Annotated in this window: 25 protein-coding genes and 1 rRNA gene; 14 read left to right on the plus strand and 12 right to left on the minus strand. The window is 58.2% G+C overall.

The window, feature by feature from the left end; translation table 11 throughout:
* Positions 1-129: ribosomal RNA gene (locus F8N12_RS17040) — 16S ribosomal RNA — on the minus strand; the annotation flags it as partial.
* 669 nt (positions 130-798) lie between these two features.
* Here F8N12_RS17040 and rhtA point away from each other — a divergent pair.
* Positions 799-1,686, plus strand: coding sequence for a threonine/homoserine exporter RhtA (gene rhtA, locus F8N12_RS17050; RefSeq protein ID WP_150581497.1), 888 nt, complete (start codon positions 799-801; stop codon positions 1,684-1,686).
* A gap of 165 nt (positions 1,687-1,851) precedes the next feature.
* Positions 1,852-2,133 carry a hypothetical protein gene (locus F8N12_RS17055; protein WP_150581498.1) on the plus strand — a complete coding sequence of 94 codons (282 nt, stop codon included), beginning with the start codon at positions 1,852-1,854 and terminating at the stop codon, positions 2,131-2,133.
* Position 2,134: 1 nt separating this feature from the next.
* Here the strand turns inward: F8N12_RS17055 and F8N12_RS17060 are convergent, their stop codons facing one another.
* Positions 2,135-2,698: a TetR/AcrR family transcriptional regulator gene (locus F8N12_RS17060; protein ID WP_150581499.1), complete on the minus strand. Its 564-nt coding sequence runs from the start codon at positions 2,696-2,698 to the stop codon at positions 2,135-2,137.
* A gap of 90 nt (positions 2,699-2,788) precedes the next feature.
* Here F8N12_RS17060 and F8N12_RS17065 point away from each other — a divergent pair, with 90 nt between their 5' ends.
* Both F8N12_RS17065 and F8N12_RS17070 read left to right on the plus strand, forming a co-directional pair.
* Complete coding sequence (locus F8N12_RS17065) at positions 2,789-3,517, plus strand: SDR family oxidoreductase (RefSeq protein WP_150581500.1); 729 nt, start codon at positions 2,789-2,791, stop codon at positions 3,515-3,517.
* A gap of 34 nt (positions 3,518-3,551) precedes the next feature.
* Positions 3,552-4,142 (plus strand): 2-hydroxychromene-2-carboxylate isomerase, encoded by a 591-nt coding sequence (locus F8N12_RS17070; protein ID WP_150581501.1) that lies wholly within the window; start codon positions 3,552-3,554, stop codon positions 4,140-4,142.
* A gap of 55 nt (positions 4,143-4,197) precedes the next feature.
* Here the strand turns inward: F8N12_RS17070 and F8N12_RS17075 are convergent, their stop codons facing one another.
* The 5 genes from F8N12_RS17075 to F8N12_RS17095 all read right to left on the minus strand — a co-directional run bounded on the left by F8N12_RS17075 (position 4,198) and on the right by F8N12_RS17095 (position 8,890).
* Positions 4,198-6,006: an aminopeptidase P family protein gene (locus tag F8N12_RS17075; protein WP_150581502.1), complete on the minus strand. Its 1,809-nt coding sequence runs from the start codon at positions 6,004-6,006 to the stop codon at positions 4,198-4,200.
* A 56-nt stretch (positions 6,007-6,062) separates the two neighbouring features.
* On the minus strand, positions 6,063-7,229 hold the full coding sequence (locus F8N12_RS17080) for an aminotransferase class V-fold PLP-dependent enzyme (protein ID WP_150581503.1): 1,167 nt from the start codon (positions 7,227-7,229) through the stop codon (positions 6,063-6,065).
* Positions 7,230-7,388: 159 nt separating this feature from the next.
* Entirely contained in the window at positions 7,389-8,003 is a 615-nt protein-coding gene (locus tag F8N12_RS17085; protein ID WP_028620737.1) for a LysE family translocator, read from the minus strand.
* Positions 8,004-8,101: 98 nt separating this feature from the next.
* A complete protein-coding gene (locus tag F8N12_RS17090; RefSeq protein ID WP_150581504.1) occupies positions 8,102-8,371 on the minus strand; it encodes a hypothetical protein in 270 nt (89 codons plus the stop codon).
* A 153-nt stretch (positions 8,372-8,524) separates the two neighbouring features.
* Positions 8,525-8,890 carry an antibiotic biosynthesis monooxygenase gene (locus F8N12_RS17095; protein WP_150581505.1) on the minus strand — a complete coding sequence of 122 codons (366 nt, stop codon included), beginning with the start codon at positions 8,888-8,890 and terminating at the stop codon, positions 8,525-8,527.
* A gap of 214 nt (positions 8,891-9,104) precedes the next feature.
* Between F8N12_RS17095 and F8N12_RS17100 the strand changes: the two genes are divergently transcribed.
* The 9 genes from F8N12_RS17100 to F8N12_RS17140 all read left to right on the plus strand — a co-directional run bounded on the left by F8N12_RS17100 (position 9,105) and on the right by F8N12_RS17140 (position 15,983).
* Positions 9,105-9,563 carry a VOC family protein gene (locus F8N12_RS17100; RefSeq protein ID WP_150581506.1) on the plus strand — a complete coding sequence of 153 codons (459 nt, stop codon included), beginning with the start codon at positions 9,105-9,107 and terminating at the stop codon, positions 9,561-9,563.
* Positions 9,564-9,848: 285 nt separating this feature from the next.
* Positions 9,849-11,048: a PepSY-associated TM helix domain-containing protein gene (locus F8N12_RS17105; RefSeq protein ID WP_150581507.1), complete on the plus strand. Its 1,200-nt coding sequence runs from the start codon at positions 9,849-9,851 to the stop codon at positions 11,046-11,048.
* Positions 11,045-11,584 carry a thiamine pyrophosphate-binding protein gene (locus F8N12_RS17110; RefSeq protein ID WP_150581508.1) on the plus strand — a complete coding sequence of 180 codons (540 nt, stop codon included), beginning with the start codon at positions 11,045-11,047 and terminating at the stop codon, positions 11,582-11,584. Before F8N12_RS17105 ends, F8N12_RS17110 begins: the two co-directional genes overlap by 4 nt.
* On the plus strand, positions 11,581-11,910 hold the full coding sequence (locus F8N12_RS17115; protein WP_150581509.1) for a hypothetical protein: 330 nt from the start codon (positions 11,581-11,583) through the stop codon (positions 11,908-11,910). Before F8N12_RS17110 ends, F8N12_RS17115 begins: the two co-directional genes overlap by 4 nt.
* Positions 11,907-12,479, plus strand: coding sequence for a DUF6162 family protein (locus F8N12_RS17120; protein WP_150581510.1), 573 nt, complete (start codon positions 11,907-11,909; stop codon positions 12,477-12,479). The genes F8N12_RS17115 and F8N12_RS17120 overlap by 4 nt, the downstream gene beginning before the upstream one ends.
* A gap of 35 nt (positions 12,480-12,514) precedes the next feature.
* The gene (locus F8N12_RS17125) at positions 12,515-13,441 is read left to right on the plus strand and encodes a metal ABC transporter substrate-binding protein (protein ID WP_150581511.1); all 927 of its coding nucleotides are present in this window, start codon (positions 12,515-12,517) and stop codon (positions 13,439-13,441) included.
* A complete protein-coding gene (locus F8N12_RS17130) occupies positions 13,438-14,181 on the plus strand; it encodes a metal ABC transporter ATP-binding protein (protein WP_150581512.1) in 744 nt (247 codons plus the stop codon). Before F8N12_RS17125 ends, F8N12_RS17130 begins: the two co-directional genes overlap by 4 nt.
* On the plus strand, positions 14,181-15,080 hold the full coding sequence (locus F8N12_RS17135; protein WP_150581513.1) for a metal ABC transporter permease: 900 nt from the start codon (positions 14,181-14,183) through the stop codon (positions 15,078-15,080). The genes F8N12_RS17130 and F8N12_RS17135 overlap by 1 nt, the downstream gene beginning before the upstream one ends.
* Positions 15,081-15,983 (plus strand): metal ABC transporter substrate-binding protein, encoded by a 903-nt coding sequence (locus tag F8N12_RS17140; RefSeq protein WP_150581514.1) that lies wholly within the window; start codon positions 15,081-15,083, stop codon positions 15,981-15,983.
* Positions 15,984-16,105: 122 nt separating this feature from the next.
* On the opposite strand, the gene F8N12_RS17145 is transcribed toward F8N12_RS17140, so the two are convergent.
* From F8N12_RS17145 to F8N12_RS17165, 5 genes are all read right to left on the minus strand, one after another.
* Complete coding sequence (locus F8N12_RS17145; RefSeq protein ID WP_150581515.1) at positions 16,106-16,333, minus strand: MbtH family protein; 228 nt, start codon at positions 16,331-16,333, stop codon at positions 16,106-16,108.
* 81 nt (positions 16,334-16,414) lie between these two features.
* Entirely contained in the window at positions 16,415-17,827 is a 1,413-nt protein-coding gene (locus F8N12_RS17150) for an aspartate aminotransferase family protein (protein WP_150581516.1), read from the minus strand.
* Between the two features lie 40 nt (positions 17,828-17,867).
* A complete protein-coding gene (locus tag F8N12_RS17155; protein ID WP_150581517.1) occupies positions 17,868-18,389 on the minus strand; it encodes a GNAT family N-acetyltransferase in 522 nt (173 codons plus the stop codon).
* Positions 18,390-18,638: 249 nt separating this feature from the next.
* A complete protein-coding gene (locus F8N12_RS17160; protein WP_150581518.1) occupies positions 18,639-19,964 on the minus strand; it encodes an ATP-binding protein in 1,326 nt (441 codons plus the stop codon).
* Positions 19,961-20,641: a response regulator gene (locus F8N12_RS17165; RefSeq protein ID WP_150581519.1), complete on the minus strand. Its 681-nt coding sequence runs from the start codon at positions 20,639-20,641 to the stop codon at positions 19,961-19,963. Before F8N12_RS17165 ends, F8N12_RS17160 begins: the two co-directional genes overlap by 4 nt.
* 285 nt (positions 20,642-20,926) lie before the next feature.
* Between F8N12_RS17165 and F8N12_RS17170 the strand changes: the two genes are divergently transcribed.
* Positions 20,927-21,628: a hypothetical protein gene (locus F8N12_RS17170; RefSeq protein ID WP_150581520.1), complete on the plus strand. Its 702-nt coding sequence runs from the start codon at positions 20,927-20,929 to the stop codon at positions 21,626-21,628.
* Positions 21,629-21,641: the final 13 nt, after the last annotated feature.

Below are 21,641 nucleotides of genomic sequence, written 5' to 3' on the forward strand. Positions count from 1 at the left end.
AGATTCCTAGGCATTACTCACCCGTCCGCCGCTCGCCACCAGGTACAAGTACCCGTGCTGCCGCTCGACTTGCATGTGTTAGGCCTGCCGCCAGCGTTCAATCTGAGCCATGATCAAACTCTTCAGTTCAAACATCTTTGGGTTTTTAAGAAACCCTAAACTTGGCTCAGCAATCGTTGGTTACATCTTTGATTTCTCGCGGAGTAACTTGTGATGCTGATAATCTTGTTGACTATCAGTCTGACTCCACAAGCACCCACACGAATTGCTTGATTCAGTTGTTAAAGAGCGGTTGGTTAAGATCTTTCGTCTCAACCGAGGCGCGCATTCTACAGCGCTCCTTGTTTCTGTCAAGCGGTTATTTAAGAAGTTTTCAAAGTTTCGCTTGGGAATCCTTAACAACTTCAACCACTTGCGCTTCCGATCTCTCGTTAGCGGGAGGCGAATTCTACAGCGTTACTCGCTGCTGTCAACACCTCTTTTTCTCCGCTTTCGACCGAGAAGATCGAATCGTTAAAAGAGCCAAACAACACCGCCCTTCCAACTCCTTCCAGGCTTCGATGATCTGAAGCATGCTCGCTGTCGAAAACTGCGTAACTCTTTGTTTACCAAGGAGTTTTCCGTTTCGACTACGCCGGAAGTGGGGCGAATTATAGACTTCCAGAATCTGCCGTCAACCCCTGATTTCGATTTTCCGCCAACAATTTCAAATGGTTTCCTATATAGAGGTGCAGGCGACCATAATGCGCAGTATATTGCTCATCTTGAGTCCCCCCCTGCCCAGGATGATGCTTTGCAATGAACAACACGCCCCGCAGCCTTGCCTCCACGCTTTACTCGGTTGGCCTTCTATTAATAGCCATGGCATCAATCCAGTCGGGCGCCTCGCTGGCGAAAACCATGTTTCCAGTAGTCGGCGCGCAGGGTACGACCACCCTGCGGCTGATTTTCGCCAGCCTGATCATGCTTGTATTGCTAAGACCGTGGCGGGCAAAGCTTAACGCCCAGTCGTTGCGCACCGTCATCGTCTACGGGATTGCGTTGGGCGGCATGAATTTCCTCTTCTATATGTCCTTGCGCACGGTTCCACTGGGCATTGCTGTCGCACTTGAGTTCACCGGCCCTCTGGCCGTCGCCATTTATGCGTCGCGGCGGGCCATCGACTTTTTATGGATTGCTTTGGCCGCTTTCGGTTTACTGCTTCTGATACCTACGGGCGCGACGACTGCCGGCATCGATCTGGTGGGCGCCGGTTATGCGCTAGGCGCCGGCGTCTGTTGGGCCCTCTACATATTATTCGGTCAGAAAGCGGGCGCCGATAATGGCGTTCAAACCGCTGCTTTAGGCGTCATGATCGCCGCCTTGGTCGTTGCGCCCATCGGCATCGTCCACGCAGGGGCCGCATTGCTTACGCCTTCGTTGATTCCCGTTGCCATCGGCGTCGCGCTATTGTCGACTGCTCTCCCCTACACCCTGGAGATGGTGGCGCTCACTCGGCTGCCAACCCGAACATTCGGCACGCTGATGAGTGTTGAACCGGCCATTGGCGCGCTGTCCGGCTTGCTCTTCCTCCAGGAGTACCTGACTTTTTCACAGTGGATGGCCATCCTGTGCATAATTCTCGCATCAGTCGGTGCAACCATGACAATGGGAAATGCCGCCAGACCGGCAGTAGCGGCAGATTGATATCGGATATGACGCAGGTCTGGTATTTGCCGCGCATTTAGGCCATGTTTAACCCGTCACCATTGTTGGGCATGGATATTCAAAGACAGGGATTGGAATGTTTTACGCGCGAGCGAATACGGCCAGACCCGGGCGTGAAGATCCGGGGACGCTTTAAGGATAGTAATGAAACGAATTTTGATACTGATCGCCATACTCGCAATTGCGGGCTGCGCGGCAACATCGCAAACCCAAGTCAAGCGCGGCAAGAAAGGTTTGCATATCAACTGTTCAGGCCTGTCCTCGGCCTGGAGCAAGTGTTACACCAGCGCAGCCAATTCCTGCGCACCGAAGGGCTACAAGGTCATTGCCAAATCAGGGGACGGTGTGGAGGAACCCGGCGATTATCCATTCGGTCTCAACCCGGCCGGCTATACCAGTCGCAGCATGATCGTCATCTGCAAATAGGCTATACCGTACGAGAACTGGCCATCTGGCGTTCAATTTCTCCGTAACTGCTCTTGAGCACCGCGCGTTGAACGTCCGGGGTGACCAACATCCGTGCCACGACCAGCGCACCGATGCACTGCGACAGGATGGCCCATGCCAGACTGTCACTCTCCAATGTTTTGGCCCAACGCTTGTGCAACTGGCATATCCAGTGCTCTGCCTGCTGACGCGCCACACCCTCGGAACGAGCGATTTCTGCGCCCAATGCCGGTAGCGCGCACCCGGACTCCGGGTGCTCGACGTGGGCCATGCTCAGATAATGCTTTAGACAGCGCTGCAGCCGCTCGCGATCCTGGTCTGCACCCAGCCGGTCCAGGCTTTGGCAAAGCTCACGCTCGACAATGGATGCGAAGAGCTCATCCTTTGACGAGAAGTGATTGTAGAACGCCCCGCCGCTGAGGCCGATTGCCTTCATCAAAGCATCGACACCGACGGTCGAGAAGCCCGCCTTCTTGGCCAGTACCGCACTGCTGTCGATTAGCTTCTCTTTGGTTTCCTGCTTGTGACTGGCCGAGTAACGCATGACTTGCCCTCAGGTTTGATCGCCTTGACGCCCGCCGAATCATAGCATAACGTTCGTTCAGTTAACGATCGTTTAGTAAAGGGCCTATGCATGAATAACAAGAAGGTCGTACTGGTTGTCGGCGCGGGTGATGCCACTGGCGGTGCCATCGCCAAACGCTTCGCAAAGGAAGGATTTACTGCCTGCGTAACGCGGCGCAGCGCCGACAAACTGCAACCATTGGTAGATTCGATCGACGCCGATGGCGGTGAAGCTCACGGCTTCGCCTGTGATGCTCGCAAGGAAGAGGACGTGGTTGCCCTGATCGAGAAGATCGAGAGTGAGGTAGGTCCGATCGAAGCCTTCGTTTTTAATATCGGTGCCAATGTTCCCTGCAGCATTCTTGAAGAAACTGCGCGCAAATACTTCAAGATCTGGGAAATGGCCTGTTTTTCCGGCTTTCTCAACGCCCGGGAAGTGGCCATACGCATGGCCACGCGTCAACGCGGCACGATCCTTTTCACCGGTGCTACCGCTGGCTTGCGCGGTGCCGCAGGCTTCGCAGCGTTTGCCGGTGCCAAGCATGGCATCCGCGCTCTGGCTCAGAGCATGGCGCGAGAATTAGGACCGATGAACATTCATGTGGCTCATGTGGTGGTCGATGGTGCCATCGACACTGACTTCATCCGCGAGAGCTTTCCGGAAAAGTACGCGACCAAGGATCAGGACGGCATCCTGAATCCTGCGCACATCGCTGAGAATTACTGGTACCTGCACAGCCAACCGCGTGACGCCTGGACTTTCGAGCTTGACCTGCGTCCCTGGAACGAGCGCTGGTAAACCGTCCAAAAACAATGATGAGTGCGTATCGACCATGAGCAAAACCGTTGAGTTCTACTTCGACCTTGGCAGCCCCGCCACCTATCTGGCCTATACCCAGCTGCCGACAATATGCTCACAGGCAAACGCTCGGCTGGTTTACGTTCCGATCCTGCTGGGCGGTGTTTTCAAAGCCACCGGCAACTCTTCGCCAGCGACTATCCCGGCAAAGGGTCGCTACATGTTCCAAGATCTGGACCGCTTCGCCAGACGCTACGGCGTGCCGCTGAAATTCAATCCGCACTTTCCCATCAATACGCTGTTGCTGATGCGAGCAGTCACGGGCATGCAAGTGCGCCACCCCGAAAGATTTCAGGCGTTTGTGGACTGTTTGTTTGAGGCGCTTTGGATGCAAGGTCTAGGCCTTGACGATCCGTCGACCGTGGCCAAGTTGCTCTCCGACAACGGCTTCGATCCTGTTGAAGTGCTGGCCCTGACCGCAGACGAGGAAGTCAAAGCCGCACTCAAGGAAAATACCGAGCGAGCCGTGCAGCGGGGCGTTTTCGGTGCGCCGAGCATGTTTGTCGGGAATCAGCTGTTCTTTGGCCAGGATCGGCTGGACTTTGTCATCGAAGCCTTACGGTAAAGTCGATGCCATAAAGGATGAGTCAGGCGCTGCCAATAGCGCCTGACTCATTCATTCAGATCGCGACGGTTCGCGCATTCAACCACTCGAGCGCTGCACCGTCGAGCAACGGACTAAGGCGCTGGCGGACTTCGGCGTGGTAAGCGTTGAACCACTGTTTCTCCTCCAGCGTCAGCAGCGAAGGCTCCAGGCAACGCGTGTCGATCGGGCACAACGTCAGGGTTTCGAACTTGAGGAATTCACCGAACTCGCTACTGCCCGCTTCGCGGTTCAATACCAGGTTTTCGATTCGCACACCCCAGCGACCCGGCCGATAGGTGCCCGGTTCAATGGACGTGATCATCCCCGGTTGCATCGCCGTTTGCGGTGCGGCGGCGGCTTGGTAGGCGATGACCTGCGGGCCTTCGTGCACGTTCAGGAAGTAGCCGACGCCGTGCCCGGTGCCATGACCGTAGTCGACACTTTCCGCCCAGATCGGCGCCCTTGCAATTGCATCCAGCAACGGCGAGAGAATGCCGCGAGGAAATTGCGCCCGAGACAGGGCGATCACGCCTTTCAACACCCGCGTGCAGTCGCGTTTCTGCTCCTCGGTTGGCGTACCGACCGCCACCATCCGCGTGATGTCGGTAGTGCCACCCAGGTATTGACCGCCGGAGTCGATCAGCAACAGACCGTCCCCTTCGATCACCGCATGCTCTTCTTCGGTGGCGTGGTAATGCGGCATCGCACCATTGGCGTTAAACGCGGCGATGGTATTGAAGCTAAGCGACACATAATCCGGCCGACGCATGCGCGCTGCGGTCAGGTGCTCATCGATGGTCAGCTCAGTGATGCGTTCACGTCCCCACGCCGACTCCAGCCAAGCGAAAAATTCGCAAAGTGCTGCGCCGTCCTGCTCCATGGCTTTGCGAATGTGCTCGGCATCGGCCAGACTTTTTTGCGATTTCGCCAATGTGGTGGGGTTCAGGCCTTCAATCAGCGCAACACCACTGTCAAGATTGTCCAGCAAGCCCGCCGTTACTCGCGCCGGGTCGACTTGCAGGCTCGAGCCACTTGGCACCGTGCGCAAGGCATCGGCGACTTCGTTGTAATCGCGCAGGGTGACGCCGTCCTCTTCAAGGATGCCACGCAACTCGGCGCTGACCTTGCTCAACGCCACAAACAAGGTGGCCTGGTTCTGGCTGATCAAGGCGAATGAAACAAATACCGGATTGAAGGACACATCGGCGCCGCGCAGATTGAACAGCCAGGCGATGTCATCCAGGGTTGCAATAAAATGCCAATCGGCACCGCGCGCTTTCAAGGCTTCGCGCAGCTTGCTCAGTTTTTCCACACGGCTGATGGTTGCCTGGGGCGGCAGGTGCTGATAGATCGGCTCGTTGGGCAGGCTTGGGCGATCGCTCCAGACTTCACTCAACAAATCGATATCGGTGCGTAGTCGAGCGCCACGGGCTTCAAGTTTGTCGCCAAGCGTACGCGCTGACGCCACGGCCATCACCGCACCATCTACCGCGACGACGCCCTTTTCAGGCGTCTGCTCGGCCAGCCAGTCCAGGGGACCAGGTTGGCCCGGCTGTAACTTCACCAGTTCGATGCCGCTGCCATTGAGTTCTTTGCTCGCCTGCTCCCAGTAACGGCTGTCCGCCCAGACGCCGGCGAAGTCCGCCGTAACGATCAACGTGCCGACAGAGCCGTGAAAACCCGACAGCCATTGTCGTCCTTGCCAGTATCCCGGCAGGTATTCGGAAAGGTGTGGATCGGCCGACGGCACCAGCAGTGCATGAATGCCCTCCCGGCTCATCAGTTCGCGGGTCTGCGCCAGGCGCTCGGGCACCGATCCGTGGATCGAAGGCTGCGTAATCATCGTATCTCCTGCTCATTACTGCATATTATTGTTAAGTGCCGATCCACGTCGGCGCTTTAAGGGCCCGTCGCCCAGAATGCCGGGGCACTGGCGCAAGATGATTTAATCAGGTGGATCGCCTGGTCGATGTCTTGCTCGGTGGTAAATCGGCCAAGGCTCAGGCGGATGGTACGACCTGCCGAGCGAGCATCATGTCCCAACGCCAGCAATACATGAGAAGGCGTGTTACTCGCGGAATTGCAGGCCGAGGTCGCGGAAAACGCGATTGTATTGCTTAAAGCGGCGGAGCTGAATTCGCCTTCATTGAAGGTCAGGCTCAGCGTGTGAGGAATGCGCCGGGTTGCGCAGCCATTCAGTCGAACCCCTGGCAGGCTCAGCAGTGGCTCAAGCAAACGCTCGCGCAGACGCTCTATCGCGGCATGCTCTTGCTCGAATACTTGCGCCGCCAGGGCGAAGGCTGCGCCCATGCCGGCAATCTGATGCGTCGCCAACGTGCCTGAACGCAAGCCGCCTTCGTGCCCGCCGCCATGAATCTGCGCCTGCAAGCGCTGCTGCGCACGCGGGCCGACATACAATGCACCGATTCCTTTGGGGCCATAAATCTTGTGTGCCGAAAAAGACATCAGGTCTACCGGCAAACGAGCCAGGTCGATGGCGACTTTGCCTGCGCCTTGCGCCGCGTCCACATGGAACAGCGCATCGTGCGCGCGGACGGTATCGCCGATCGCTGCAATGTCATTCACGGTCCCCAACTCATTGTTGACCAGCATCAGCGACACCAGAAAAGTGTCCTCACGCAGGGCATCGCTGACTGCCTGGGCGGTGATCAAGCCGTCCGCGTCCGGTATCAGGTAAGTGACTGAAACGCCGGCTTCCTGCAATTGGCTGGCCGTATCGAGAATGGCCTTGTGTTCAATCTGGCTGGTGATGATGTGACCGCCGCCAGCCGCACGAGCCTGGGCCACGCCCTTGAGCGCAAGATTGTTGGATTCGGTGGCCCCGGACGTCCAGACAATCTGCTGCGCCTGAGCACCGACCAGCTCTGCCACTTGTTGACGCGCCTGCTCAACCGTTTGCCGGGCCTGCTGGCCGAACGCATGGGAACTGGACGCCGGGTTGCCGAAATTGCCGGAAAAACCCAGACACTCGAGCATGACCTGGATGACCCGCTCATCCACCGGTGTGGTGGCGGCGTAGTCGAAATACAATGGACGATTGTTCATGAGAGACTCGCAGAGCTTGTTCCGGGATCAGCGGCTGGAAAGAGCACACAGCAATACCTGATCGGATGCGTTAAAAAAGTACGACTTCAGTGAAAAGTGCGTAGGAACGCTCCTGAAGTCGAGCTTAACAGGCATCGGCCAACCGGTTGAAGCAATGCGTTAGCTAAAGCTTTCAAGCAACAACGGATACAGCGAAATCACCAGCAGCGTCGCCATCCCCCAATTGAACAGCCGCAACCAGCGCCGGTCCTTCAAGACGTTGCGCAACAGCGTGCCGCAAGCCGCCCAGACACTCACGCTGGGCAGGTTGATCAGTGCAAAGACGGCAGCAATCACGATCACATTGGTAAAGTAACCCTGCATCGGCGTGTAGGTGCTGATGGCGCCGATGGCCATGATCCAGGCCTTGGGATTGACCCATTGAAATGCCGCCGCCCCAAGATAGCTGATCGGTTTGGCGTCGCCCCGCTCTGCGTCGGACACAGGCCCCGAGTGTGCAATCTTCCACGCCAGGTACAACAGATAAGCGGCCCCCACGTATCGCAATACCGTGTAGAGAAGCGGATAGGTTTGAAACACCGCTCCCAAACCAAAGCCCACTGCCACGACGAGCACGAAGAAGCCGCAGGTGATACCTAGCATATGAGGAATGGTGCGATGGAAGCCAAAGTTCACGCCCGATGCCAGCAACATGGTGTTATTGGGGCCGGGAGTGATCGAAGTGACCAGGGCGAACAAAGCGAAACCGAGCAGCAAATCGAGAGAGAGTGTCATGGGTGGCAGTCCATCAAGGTCAGTCAGGTAACGACCCTATCGCACGCCTGGTGAGAAACCCACGGACAGTTGCGTGAAACTTCGAGCAGTACAGTCGCTCAGCTTGGACGACCGTGAAGTTGTACGGCACGTTCCGCGTTCATTTCACCTTGTTTATCAAAGGTGAACGATTTTTGTGGTTCGCCCAGCAGTGCGGCTTTCTTCATGTGGTATTCGTCGAAGGACAAGCCGCGACGGTTCAAGGATTCAAGCGCCAGCTGGCGGGTTTCATCGGCGGTGTACGGGCGCAACTCCGGCGAAACGTGAGTGGCGCATCCGCTGAGAACGGAAATGGCAAGGATGAGGCTGGTGGCGAGGAATGTGTTCATTTTCGGCGTCCTGGAGTCCGGGTTCGGGGCAATGAACACAGGCTACTCGGGCACCGGGACGAGCAGAAATCAACGCTTTCGATAGTCGCTATTGAGTTTGGCTAATGCCTTGACACGGCCATTGACTCCAAGCGCCCACCAGCCGGCCTTGATCTAGCCCACCAGGTTGCAATGCAACGCGTTGTCGGTGCTGCGCTCCAGACTGTGCAGCACTTGGTACGAGCCGAAGGTCACTGTTCTGGCCCGGTGCGTATGGATCGCTTGCCACAAATCCTCCTCGCCGCGTTCAAAACGGCGGAATGCGGCCTCCCCCGCCTCGCGCGATTGCCAGTGCAGGTAATTCAGGACCCGGCTGCCGTCGACGCTGACCTGGATGCTCGCACTGAGGAACCCGGCGTAAGCCTGCGCCAGGTGCTCAGTCTGGGCCGACAGCGCCAACACGAGCGCCTGGTACCGATGGGGTTCGACCTGGAATTCGATGAGCTGAGTGAAGCTGCGATTTTTCTCGAATGCCTGCATGAATAGTCCTCCTGCTTATAGCCCGAATCTGACGATGCGAAGGCCAGCAGGGTAAAACCTCCAGTTAAGTTAAGGTCAAGGGATTATTTCAACGATCTCTTCAGAGGATCTGCTGCTCGTCGGGCCCCGGATCGACCCAGGGGGTCTGACCTATAGTTATCCGGCTGGAAGTCGGAGCAACCGATTTCCCTCTGTTCACAAAGGGAGAGCCGTCATGAGCGTCAAACCCATTCCTGAGGGTTATCACAGCATCACCCCCTATCTGGGGATTCAGAAAGCCGCAGAGGCCATCGACTTTTACAAAAAAGCCTTTGGCGCGACCGAGGTCATGCGCCTGGCCATGCCCGATGGCAGCATCGGCCATGCAGAACTGCGTATTGGCGACAGCGCCATCATGCTGGGCACGCCGTGTGATCAAGGACCTTTGAGCAACCCGGACTCGTCACCGTCAGTGGGGCTCCATTTATATGTCAGCGATGTCGACAAGTTCTACAATCAGGCCGTCGACGCTGGCGCTACCGTGGTGTCCGAGGTGAAGGATCAGTTCTATGGCGACCGGTCGGGAACCTTGAGGGATCCTTATGGGCATCTGTGGTTTCTGGCGACGCACAAGGAGGACCTGACCCAGGAGCAGATCGAGCAGCGTGCGAAGGAGATGTTTCAGCAGGGTTGAATGCTTTGGATTAACACTGGTTTTTCGGTGCATGCTTGGTCGCGATAGCGGTTCAGCGCACAGAGATGTTGGCTGATCCACCGCGGTCGCGAGCAAGCTTGCTCAGAACCCGTGCCGCGAACAAGAAACATTTTCTTTCATAAACATGTTCGGGATTTTTGATTCTCATTCGTCTTATATAGATGCAGTCGGTTCGCGTAGGCAAAAGCCACGACCGTACTTTTCATGGACCCCACGCTGGGAAGCCCGCAGCCAAGGCCCTCTCATCGATACAAGACCTTAATCATGTCGAAGAAATCCCGCTCCAAACTCTGGTTTCTTGTGCACAGCTGGCTGGCATTGCCCATCTGGTTTTTCGTCCTGATCGTCTGTGTCACAGGCACTCTGGCCGTGATCAGTCAGGAGATCGTCTGGCTGGCCAATCCGCAGATGCGCGCCAGCCAGCCCTCCGACGACGCGCCGCTGCTAAATTATGACCAGATCATCGCAGCAATAAAAAAGGCCGAACCGGACACGCTGGTGGAAGAAATCAACCGCCCCGACGAATCGCACTTCGCCCTCGACGTCAACGTCAGCTACCCCGATGGCCGCAACGTCACGGTGTACGTCAACCCGTATACCGGGGTGATTCAGGGCGCTGCTCCGCCATTCGATTTCAAGGCCTTTACCCGCGCATTGCATGGCTGGTGGCTGGTCCCTTTCACCAACGGATTCAGCTGGGGCTGGTACCTGGTGTCGTTTCTGAGCCTGCCATTGCTGGCTTCACTGGTCACAGGCCTGGTGGTCTACAAGCGTTTCTGGAAAGGCTTTTTCCGGCCGACCTTGCGGTTTCGCCATGGCGCACGGATTTTCTGGGGCGATTTTCATCGACTCAGCGGGATCTGGTCGATCTGGTTCATCGCGATCATTTCCATCACCAGCGTGTGGTTCCTGATCCGGGCGTTCATGTTCGACAATCAGATTTCGATCTCAACCGCACCAGTCGCACTCGTGGTTCCACGTGAAAGCGTGCCGCTCACGGCCGACGGCTCACCAGCCCCGATGATCAGCATGGAAGCCGCGATTCAGCAGGCCAAGCAGCGGATTCCGGGGCTCGAAGACAGCTTTATCAGCCTTCCGGCCAATGCCTACAGCTACCTTTCGGTAGGTGGACGCAGTTGGTACCCGCTGATGTATCAGACCGCCGACATCAACCCTTACACCGGCGAAATTGCCGCGACTCGCCTCCTCAAGGACCGCTCGGGCCTGGAGCTGGTGACCGAGTCCATGCGTCCTCTGCACACCGGCGATTTTGGCGGTCTGTGGATCAAGCTGATCTGGTTTTTCTTCGGCCTGATCATGTCCATGATGGTGCTCAGCGGGCTGCTGATCTGGACCAAGCGAACTGCCTTGGCCACTGCAAATGCGCTTAAACGCACCGGCAGGCAAACGCGCAGCGATACGGTCCCTGCGACCAGTCGCGAAACCACGGAGGTGAGCCAATGAGCCTGTTCGTTGCAGAAAAACCGGCCTCGGCGTTGAGCCGTTTCTGGCATAAATGGCGTTTTCACATCAACATTCTACTGCTGCTGATTCCGCTGGGTTTCATGCCCAAATATTTTGCCGACGCGGCACTGTTTCGCGGTGACGCCGGCCTCGGCGAGCGGGAAATCGGTGAAGTCAAAGTGGGTCCGTGGAGCGTGCGTCTGGCTGAATTTCGCAATGAGGCGCCGCGACTGGATGCGGCCGGTTACATGAAAAGTTTCAACGCGGCCCTGTGCGACAGCTGCCGCGAACACGTCAAAGCGACCTACCTGCGCATCGGCAAACCACGCAGCCTGCGCGCCGCCGGGGTGATCTTCTTCGGCACCCCGCATCGCATGGGTGCCATGTTGCCTATCCCGCAAAAGACCAAGGCTGACGCCGAACTGTGGATCACGATGGAAGGCTGGGACGGCAGCATGCATCAAGCGTCGATCCCTTTGAGTCAGGCATCCCCCGCTACCCTCGCGTGGCTGAGCAAACAAGGAGGCAAACCATGATCAACTTATTTATGCGCCGCAATGTCGCGCTGTTGATGCTTTGCGCCGGCTTCAGTGCCAGCGCCCTGGCGCACAATCCGATGTGCGAATGCAAAGCCGTCGACGCCGAGCAGATCGAATGCACCGGCGGTTTCTCCGACGGCAGCGGCGCACCGGGCGTGACCCTGGACGTGATCGGTTATGACGAAACCATTCTGGTGCCGGGCAAGCTCGGGGCTGACTCCAAAGTGACCTTCAAAAAACCCGGCGCCGAGTTTTACGTGCTGTTCGATGCCGGCCCCGGTCACGTCGTAGAGATCGACCAGGCGGACATTCAGGCACCATGAGTACCCCAACCACGCAAGTTGTACGCCCGGCCGGGGCCGGCCATGAAACCCTTTACGTGCTGCTGTTGTGCCTGATGATCCTCGCCGTGGCTGGCACTGTGGTCGCCTGGCGCGCAGAAAAGCAGGAGGTCAGCAGCGTCACCAGCCATCAACTCGATGCGCGCCGCGACTTGAGCGCCTCCGAGCAGGGAATCTACGCCGACCTGCGGGTGACGCTGGACGAGATCCACCTGTTGCGTCAGGAACAACAAGCCCTGCCGCCCCCAGCAGCCCTCGCTGATGAAGGCTTCGCGCCGTTCGCCCAGGACGCGAGCTCGGTCAGCCGCGGCGGCCATGTCTGGCAATTGCTCGAAGCCAAGGCCTATTTCGGCCAGAGCCAGGCGCCGGATGTGGCAGGCTCGTTTCTGATGCGCCTGACTGCTGCAGACGATGCGCCAGACGTCTGGCTCAATCGCGGCAAAGCCCTCGCAGCGCCGGCCGACCTCACTGACGCCGCGCTGGAGAGCGCTGGATGGCAGCAGATCGTCGCGCAATTCGATGCCGGTGTGACCCGCCAGCATCGGCACTGAACCCTCGCCTTCCTCCGAGAGAAGACCGCTTTCCCATGCCTAGTTCATCTCAACGCTCCTTCGTGCGCCTGCTACTCGCCGGCCTGCTCGCTTGTCTGCTCAGCCCCATGCTCAGCGCCGACGAGGCCAAGCGCTTGCGCATTGGCATCACGCTGCACCCTTATTACAGTTATGTGGCGAACATCGTCGGCGACAAGGCCGAAGTGGTGCCGCTGATTCCGGCCGGCTTCAACCCGCACGCCTACGAACCCCGCGCAGAAGACATCAAGCGCATTGGTGGGCTCGATGTAGTTGTGCTCAATGGCGTCGGCCATGACGATTTCGCCGACCGCATGATCGCCGCCAGCGAAACGCCGAATATCGCCGTGATCGAAGCCAACGAAAATGTGCCGTTGCTGGCGGCCACCGGTGTCGCTGCTCGCGGGGCCGGCAAAGTTGTGAACCCGCACACGTTCCTGTCGATCAGCGCTTCCATTGCCCAGGTCAATAACATTGCCCGGGAACTCGGCAAGCTCGATCCGGCGAACGCCAAGACCTACACCCAGAACGCCCGCGCTTACGGCAAGCGCCTGCGCACGATGCGCGCCGATGCCCTGGCAAAACTGACCCAAGCGCCGAATGCCGAGTTGCGCGTGGCCACTGTGCATGCGGCGTATGACTACCTGCTGCGCGAATTCGGCCTGGAAGTGACGGCCGTGGTCGAACCCGCCCACGGTATCGAGCCGAGCCCGAGCCAGTTGAAGAAAACCATCGATCAACTGCGCGAACTGGACGTGAAAGTGATTTTCTCCGAGATGGACTTTCCGTCCAGCTATGTTGACACCATTCAGCGTGAATCCGGGGTGAAGCTGTACCCGCTGTCGCACATTTCCTACGGCGAATACACCGCCGACAAATACGAAAAGGAAATGACCGGCAACCTCAACACCGTGGTTCGCGCGATTCAGGAGTCTGGCGCATGACTGTCCAGGAAACGCGCCTCGTCCAGACTGCCGGCCCAACCCTGGATTTTGCCGATATCAGCCTGACGCTCGGTCGCACGACGATTCTCGACAACGTGACCTTTAAGGTTCAGCCCGGCAGCGTCCATGCGCTGGTGGGTCCGAATGGTGGCGGCAAGAGTTCGCTGATCAAGACTTTGCTCGGGCAGATGCCCCATCAAGGGCGTTTGAGCCTGCAATGGCCGGGCGAACCCGGGACCATCGGTTATGTGCCGCAAGCCCTGGAATTCGATCGCGGCCTGCCGATGACCGTCGATGATTTCATGGCCGCGATGTGCCAGCGGCGCCCGGCGTTTCTTGGGGTGAGCAAGCATTTCGCCGCGGCCATCGGGGAAGCATTGGAGCGCGTCGGCATGCAGGACAAGCGCAAACGACGCATGGGCGCGCTGTCCGGCGGCGAGCGTCAGCGCGTGTTACTGGCGCAAGGGTTGATCCCGGCACCGCAATTGCTGGTGCTCGACGAACCGATGTCGGCACTTGACGAGGCCGGCATCCGCGTCTTCGAGCGCTTGCTCGGCGACTGGCGCCAGAGCGGCATTACCGTACTGTGGATCGAGCACGATCTGGAAGCCGTCGGGCGGCTGGCCGATCGCGTCACCGGGTTGAACCGTCGGGTGCTGTTCGATGCGACGCCGCAACAGGCATTGACCCCGGAGCGTCTGCTGACGCTGTTTTCGACCCATCCACGGAGCGCTGCCTGATGAGTTATGAAGCCTTTCGTTTGATGGTCCAGGGCTGGGCGTCTTCCGGTTATCTGCCGGAAGCGCTGGCCTACGGATTTGTCGTCAACGCCCTGCTCGCGGGGCTGTTGATCGGTCCGGTGCTTGGCGGGCTTGGCACGCTGGTGGTGGTCAAGCGCTTTGCGTTTTTCTCCGAGGCGGTGGGTCACGCGGCATTGACCGGCGTCGCCATCGGCATTCTGCTCGGCGAGCCTTACACCGGACCTTACGGCAGCCTGTTCGGTTACTGCCTGCTGTTCGGGATTCTGCTGAATTACCTGCGCAATCGCACAGGGCTTTCGCCGGATACATTGATTGGCGTCTTCCTGTCGGTGTCCTTGGCACTGGGCGCGAGTCTGTTGCTGATTCTGGCTGGCAAGATCAACGTGCACATCCTCGAAAACGTTCTGTTCGGTTCGGTGCTGACGGTCAACGGCAACGACCTGCTGGTATTGGCCATCGTCGGATCGCTGGTGATGGCGTTGGCGCTGCCGCTGTACAACCGCATCATGCTCGCCAGCTTCAATCCGCAACTGGCGGCGGTGCGCGGTGTGGCGGTGAAAACCCTGGATTATCTGTTCGTGATTCTGGTGACGCTGATCACCGTGGCGGCGGTGAAAGTCATTGGCGCAATTCTGGTGGGGGCATTGCTGGTGATTCCGGCCGCGGCCGCACGTTTGCTCAGCCAGTCGCTCAAGGGCTTTTTCTGGTGCTCGGTGCTTATCGCCACGGTGAGCACGCTGTGCGGCATCCTCGCACCGATCGTATTCGACCTGCCAATCCCGTCCGGCGCCGCCATCATCCTGGTCGCCGGTATCGCCTTCGCCCTCTCCGCCATCGCGCGCGGAGTGGTCCCCAGTCTGAAAGGGAATCTTGGATAAATGACTTTTTCAATGCGCAAACTGGCCCTGGCCGTTGCTCTATGCGGGCTGGTGAATACGTCTTTCGCCGCCCAAGGCGCCAAGCCCCTGCATGTGCTTGCATCACTGCCGATCACTTATGGCCTGGGCGAGGTATTGCTCAAAGGCACCGACGTCAAACTCGAACGTGCCGCGCCGGCTAACTTGCCCGGCAGTCGTCAGACCGCTTATTTCACCGGCCGTGGCGCGCCAGCGCTGGCGAAAATTGCAACCGATGCCGATGCGGTGATCGGGGTGCGCTCGCTGTGGGCGGATGATCCGCTGTATCCGTTTTCCCGGCGCAGCAACATTCGCATCGTCGAAATCGACGCCGCCCGCCCGGTCGACGGCGCCTTGCCCGGCATTGCCGTGCGACAGGACAACAAGGTCGACGGCCTGAACAGTCAGCCGTGGTTTTCCAGCAACAATATGGGGCGCATGGCGGACGTCATGGCGGCGGACCTGGTGCGGCTGGCGCCCGAGGCCAAGCCTGCGATCGAGGCGAACCTGGCGGCGCTGAAACAGCGTTTGCTCAAACTCAGCGCCGACAGCGAAGCGCGCCTGGCCGCCGCTGACAATCTGAGTGTGATGAGCTTGAGCGATCACTTCGGCTACCTGATCGCCGGGCTCAATCTTGAGTTAACTGGGCTGGATGCACGGCCGGATACCGAATGGACGCCAGAGGCGCTGAAACAGTGGGTCGCAACGCTGAAGGACAATGACGTGGCGATCGTGCTGCATCATCGGCAGCCGTCTGATGCGGTGAAAGCGGCGATCGCCGAGTCTGGAAGTCGTCTGGTGGTATTGAGTACCGATGCGGCTGATCCGGTAGCCGAACTCGAAGGCAACGTGGATCTGGTCATCAAAGGCCTGAGTGGGGCGTAACCTTAGTTCCATCGCCAAGGTGACAGAACGTACGCACATGAAAAAGCCCGCTGACCTTCTCGGTGCAGCGGGCTTTTTTCACGCTCTGTGTCGGCGAGCATGAAGAGTCGGTTAGCATTTCATTAAACAGCCACCGTTGCCTGCTCCCCCATCTTCAGGCGCAAGCTCAACGGACGCATGTCCGTCCAGACCTCCTCGATGTAGGCCAGGCATTCCTTTTTGAAACCGCTTTTGCCCACGGTGCGCCATCCCTCTGGCACGGCTTTGTAGTCGGGCCAGATCGAATATTGTTCTTCGTGGTTGACCACAACCTGAAAGAGGATGTCCTCGCGGTCGAATACTGAAGTCATGCTGATTCTCCATCGTTATCGGTTGGCTGCGCTGCGGTGCGCAACCTTTGTTTAAAAGGAACGTTGCGCGGCTGGGAAAATTTAAAGACTCGTCACTGCCGCCATCATCGCCCGACCAAAAAGCTCCGCGACCCGGTCGATTTCCGCAGCGGTGATGACCAGCGGCGGCAGGAAGCGCACCACACCGCCGTGCCGTCCGCCCAGCTCAAGAATCAAGCCACGCTTGAGGCATTCGCGCTGCACCAGCGGCGCGAGTCGGGGGAAAATCGGGGGGTGACCTTGCACGTCCGCTGCACCGGTTGGATCGACCAGCTCCACACCGAGCATCAAGCCGCGCCCACGGATATCTCCCAACTGCGGGAAATTGCGCTGGAGAATGCGCAGGTGTTCGCTCAAGCGCTCTCCCATCGCCGCGGCGTGTTCGCAAATCTTGTGCTCAATCAGATAGCGCATCACCGCAGAGCCGGCCGCCATGGCCATCTGGTTGCCGCGAAAAGTCCCGGCGTGCGCGCCTGGCAGCCAGGTGTCGAGCCAGTCGCGGTAGACGACAACCGCCAGTGGCAGGCTGCCGCCGATGGCTTTGGACATCACCACGACGTCCGGAATGATCCCGGCGTGCTCGAAGGCGAACATCTTGCCGGTGCGCGCAAAACCGCTCTGGATTTCATCGACGATCAGCGCCACACCGGCCTGTTCAGTGATACGCCGCACACCGCGCAACCAGTCGAGATCGGCCGGAATCACCCCGCCCTCGCCCTGCACGACTTCAACGATGACCGCCGCCGGCAACTGCACGCCGGCTTCGGGATCATTCAACAGGTTCTCCAGATAATTCAGATTGACCTGCACACCTTGCGCACCCCCGAGACCAAACGGGCAGCGGTAATCGTAGGGATAGGGCATGAATTGCACGCCACTGCTGAGCAAGGCACCCAGCGGTTGCTTCGGACCCAGGCTGCCCATCAGACTTAGTGAACCCTGGCTCATGCCATGGTAACCCCCTTGAAATGACAGCACAGTGCTGCGTCCGGTGGCGGTGCGCACCAGTTTCAGCGCGGCTTCCACCGCATCAGTGCCGGTGGGGCCGCAGAACTGAATTTTCGCTTCAACCGCCAGCTCCGGTGGCAGCAAGCCGAACAGATCCTGAACAAACTGATCCTTGACCGGGGTCGTCAGGTCGAGCGTGTGCAGCGGCAATCCATCGTTCAGCACTTGCCGGATCGCTTCGATCACCACCGGGTGGTTATGCCCCAATGCCAGCGTCCCGGCCCCTGCCAGGCAGTCTATGAATGTCCGGCCCTCGACATCTTCGACGTAAATACCCTTGGCGCGCTTGAGCGCAAGGGGGATACGTCGTGGGTAGCTACGAGCGTTGGACTCCTGGCGACTCTGGCGCGCCAGCAACGGCGATTCGGTGAACTGATACAGCGTTTCGACCGGCGCCGAAGCGATCCGCGCCGACTGATCTTCCATCAGGCTGGTAGCCATTGACATCTTTCGACCCCTCGATAAGGTTTCCTGTTCTGGAAACGCATCAGGGCAACGAGGATTTAGGCTCTTGATCGGGTTTGTGCACGGGCACAGGCAAGTCTTTGAACATTGGAATCGCCCGGAGCCCGCCGACCTGAAATGGAGAAGTGCCAGGCAGGTAACCCAGATGACGGTAAAAGGCTTCGCTGGTACGCGTGCTATTGAGTCGGACCTCGCGCAAACCCAGATCGGCCAGCCAGCGCTCAAGATCACTGACCAGCGCCTGCCCAACACCGCGGCGGAACCATTCCGGTTGCACATAGCAAAACTTAATCCTGCCGCTTGTCGCAGCCATCGCTACGCCGACTGGTTTGTCCTCCAGCAGGGCCAGGTTCAGGTACAGCCGCGGATCGGCAAGCCAGGCTTGCATGTGATCGGCGGTTTTATTGTGAGTCCACGTGGCGACGGTGTGCTGATCGTTACGATGATCGAGCGCACAACCGACGCGAATGGAGCGTTCGATGATACGGCTTATGATGCCGGCGTCGGCAGAGGTGGCCTTGCAGATGCGAATAAGAGAGTTCATGACGCTGCTGCCTCAATCCATTGAGAAAAAGCGGAGGCCGACAATAGCGCCGGTGGCAGCAGGAATACACCGCACAGAGGTTACATTTGATGTGCGACTCCGATCTGCAGGAGCAGAGCTTGCTCGCGAAAGCGGTGCATCAGGCAATGTTATGCTGAATGTAAAACCGCTATCGCGAGCAAGCTCGCTCCTACAGGGATCGTAGTGATCTTTGATATCGAGGTGTACCGATCATTGCAGGAGCAGAGGTCAGACGGGTTGCAATGGCATGCTGAGTTCAACCCTCAGTCCATCCGGGCGGCTGTCGAAATGCAGGGTGCAGCCGCAGCGCTGGACGATCGCTTGCACAATCGCCAGGCCCAGGCCGCAGCCGGTGCTTTGGCCGTTGCGCCAAAAACGTTGCGTCATGTGCTGTAAATCATCTTCCGGTATACCCGGCCCATGATCGCGCACCACGAATTGCACCCGGTCTGCGCTGGTTTCCAGGCTGAGTTCCACTGGCTGGTCGCCCGGGGTATGCCGCAGAGCGTTGTCCAGCAAGTTGCGCAGCGCCGCAATCGACAGCACGGCGGGCATTTGCACGGGAGCATCCGACAGCTTCGACGGTGGCTGGAACCTGATCCGTTGACGATCACCGTTTGCCGCGTCCTGGATCGCCAGTTTCGCCACCTGCTCGGCGCTGCAATGCACGCCGTCATCAAAGGACAAACTGCCCTCTACTCGCGCCAGCAACAGCAATTGCTCAAGGGTGCGGTGCAGACGATCGGCGCCCTCTTCGGCCCGCTCCAGCGACTGGTCACGTGCAGCGCCATCGGTCATCCGTGCGACCTGCAGGTGCGTTTTGATCGCCGTCAGCGGGCTGCGTAATTCGTGGGCAGCGTCTCCCGTCAACCGGCGTTCGCGCTCGATGGCCTTGCCGATTCGCTGAAACAACTGGTTCTGAGTGTCCAGCAAAGGCTGCAGCTCACTGGGTAGCGGTTGAATCTGCAGCGGTTCCAGCGAGTCAGCACTGCGGCGCATCAAGGCATCACGCATGCGATTGAGCGGGGCCAGCCCCTGCCCGATTCCAAGCCAGAGCAAGCACAGACAACCCAGCAACGCCACAGCAACCGGCACCGAAGCGGCCAGCAGAATCGACATGTTGAGCGCTTCTCGCTCGATTTGCCGATCGGCAGTCGTGATGCGCAAATCCCCGCGAGCCAGGGTGAAGCTGCGCCATGGCGCGCCGTCTATCATCTGATCGTGAAAGCCCATTTTCTCGGCTTCCAGGGTTTGTTGAGGATCGGTGTGGCTGCGCGCCAGAATTTCACCCCGCAACGAGCTGACCTGACAGGCCATGCCGCCCGGAAGATCCAGCTGTTCGGCACTGACCCGAGTCCCTTCACCATTGCTCGGCAGCGCCGGTAATTGCTCCATTAACCCGGCAACCATGCGCGCGGAAGCCACCAAGCGTTGATCAAGGGAAAACATCATCTGATTGCGCAAATCGCTGAGCATCCAGGCCGCAGCCAACGCCCAGATCAGCGCGAAAGCGGCGCCGAGGGTCAGACTCAAGCGCAAACGCAGGCTCATCACTTCGACTCGTCCCCATTGTCGGCCGGCCCCAGGCGATAACCGAGGCCGCGCACCGTTTCGACAATGCCGTTGCCGAGTTTGCGCCGAAGGTGATGGATGTGCACGTTGAGGGCGTTGCTCTCCAGTTCGTCGCTGAATCCGTAGACACTGTCTTTGAGCTGTTCAGTGGAAAGGACCCGACCGCGATTGTGCAGCAGGGCCTGCAGTAGCGATTGTTCACGCCGCGAGAGGTCGACGGGCTGACCACCGAGCAAGGTTTCACGGCTGCTCGGGTTGTACGTCAGACGACCATGCTCGATCAGGTTGACACTGCGACCTGCCACTCGCCGCAACAAGGTATGCAGACGCGCGGCAAGTTCGCGCAGGTCGAATGGCTTGAGCAAGTAATCGTCGGCGCCCGCCTGCAAACCATCAACACGGTCAGTGACAGAGTCTCGTGCCGTCAAGATCAATACCGGAATCTCCAGGCCACCGTGCCGCAACTGCTGGAGCAACCTGAGTCCGTCCTCATCGGGAAGTCCGAGATCAAGCACCATCACATCAAATTCGGCGACCTTGAGCATTGCCCGTGCAGCTGACGCTGTGGCCACATGCTCTACCGTCAGGCCCTGAGCGGTAAGGCCGGCGACGATGCCGCTGGCGATCAGCTCATCGTCTTCGCAAACCAATACGTGCATTGAAAGCTTCCTGCGTAAAAAAGCGATTGAAGCAAGCGAGCATTAAGCCGTGATTATGGCAAAGTCCTTGGCTGACGAGTAGCACCTGTTGTTCAGGTGAATTTTCCACATCCCAAACTATTCAAATCAATTCTAACTGAACGCAACTTCCACAGCTTCCAACAGAAACAAAACTCAACAACAAATATATCCACAAATTAAAACTTAGGGATAACCTGAATCTGCATCAAACTCTAATAGTAAACAAATTAAAAAACCAACCATCACATGAACGGATTCGTGACCATGAACACACTTGAAAATTTTGTGGCCGTCGACTGGCGCGCAGGAAAGGACAAGATTTATTTCTTCTTCAAGGACACCAACACTTATTCGCGCTTTGACATCGCCGAAGACAGAGTAGAAGACGGCTACCCCAAAGGGATCGATCAGCGTGACTGGGGCGACTTTCATCCGTATGCCAAACACCTCCTTTTCGGGTTTGCAACCTCAGGCATCGACATTACGACTGCCTTTGACTTTGATTCCGACAGCCTCTGGCTGTTCTTCTACAAGGACGGTATTCCAACAGTTTGTAAATACGATCAGGATGACAATCGGGTAGAAATCATTACCAGCGTGGCGAAATCCATCTGGCATCCTATTCTTCCGCATTTTGATCAAATTATAACCGGGACATTCAAGTCTTCCGCCCTGCACCCTCGTCGATTTCATTTTCTGCTGAAGGATGGCAAGTCCATCTACCTTGATCTACACCGATCCAAACCGGCGTCATTGAAAGTGTTCGACAAAACGTTGCCGGGACTTGCTCCTCATAAGGACCTGATTATTACGGCCGTGCAAAACGACCGAACACTGGCCGACAGCCACTATTACGTCTTTCTCACGCAGAATCGGTATATGCGCTATGACCTTCCCAATCTGAGACTTCTGGCCGGGCCGCTTCGAGTCAGTGATGTCACCTGGCCAGGGCTGCTGCGCGTTTGAGTAGTCACCTGTT

It is taken from the genome of Pseudomonas fluorescens (genome assembly GCF_902497625.1).
In the GTDB taxonomy this organism is placed as follows: domain Bacteria; phylum Pseudomonadota; class Gammaproteobacteria; order Pseudomonadales; family Pseudomonadaceae; genus Aquipseudomonas; species Aquipseudomonas fluorescens_BQ.